Annotated in this window: 1 protein-coding gene; it reads right to left on the reverse strand. The window is 35.5% G+C overall.

Going from position 1 to position 1,279, the window contains the following annotated elements; all coding sequences use genetic code 11:
- Positions 1–240: 240 nt before the first annotated feature.
- Positions 241–1,279, reverse strand: a 1,039-nt coding sequence (locus ACYPWY_RS16290; protein ID WP_459686600.1) for an ATP-binding protein, incomplete at its 5' end; no start/stop codon positions are given.

A 1,279-nucleotide genomic window follows, 5' to 3' on the forward strand; every position in this document is an offset into this window, starting at 1 on the left:
CAAATCAAAGCCGATGTGAAACAGATTGTTGCCGAAGAATTGTCGCGAATTGCTGCCGACCCTGACTTGCAGCATTTGATAAAAAAGGAGTAGGATTGAAAAGTGAAACCTCCCTTGTTTGAGATACAAGGGAGGTTTATTGCTAATACTTTTATTTTTATTGCTAAATTGAATTTGAGTTAAACAACTTATAATCAGTAGTGTGTTTTGCCTTTATTGCTAATTTTTGCGTTTTTATTGCTAAACTGTATTGAGTTCCCAGACTGAAAATTTTATGGATTGGGATATATTTCTTATCTTCTTGTCTTTTGACGATAATCCAACAAGAACATTCGATATTTTCTTTTGTTTTTTTTCAACAGGCAAATCTTGCGGCAAAAACGGCATAATCAATTTTTCTATTTCTTCTCTTGATACAGAGCCTTTTTCTCTTAACAAATTCAATACCATCTCTTTAAAATCCTTATTGGTAAAATCAACAGACTTTATACTGCCGACTATTTCAACCAAAGAACTTCTGCCTTTAATCAAATCTAACGACCGCAACCGATTTAAAGCATCTTTGGATATTGGCAGTTTTTTCTGTACCTTGTCCAATGCAATAACATCGTCAAGCGATAATTCGGGGTGCTTAAATAACTGACGTGAATAGTTTTCATTGATAAGTTCGCCGTGAATGGTAACTTCGGTATGTTTTTCGTCTGAAATATTATAAGTTGGTAGCGGAAAAAACCTGTCCCTTTGAATAGTAAACATTTTTTTGATACCGCTACCGACAGTATCAATCATATTCAGATTAACCATTGCAGCAACTAAAAACGGATTACGGTAATAGGGTTGCGGACGGTTGTAATGAATTGCATCTTCGACCGATTCAGGAATAAAACTGCCGGCATTTTCAAAAATCAATCTGTCATTATATTCCAAAACAATAATTCTGCAACTTTTACTGTAATCCTGATGTGCAACGGCATTATTCAAGGCTTCTCTTATAACCCATTCATCATAATGAGTTACTTCATTTGGAAACAGCGAAGTATCGTCAATCATATAGCGGTATTTCAGATTTCGGATACAGGCAAGCGTTTTATTTACAGTTAAAATAAATGGCGTATAAAAATGTTCATAACCTTCGGGAGCATCTTTCAAAACCCAAGTTATCTGCCCGATAGCAGGGGAAAGCAATGCACTTGCTTCACTTTTCCCAAGCAACAATATTGCCGTATTGGTAATTTTTCCGTCAAGCGTTACTCTTGCCTTGTCAAGAAATTCTTCATCA

The organism is Viscerimonas tarda (genome assembly GCF_054601255.1).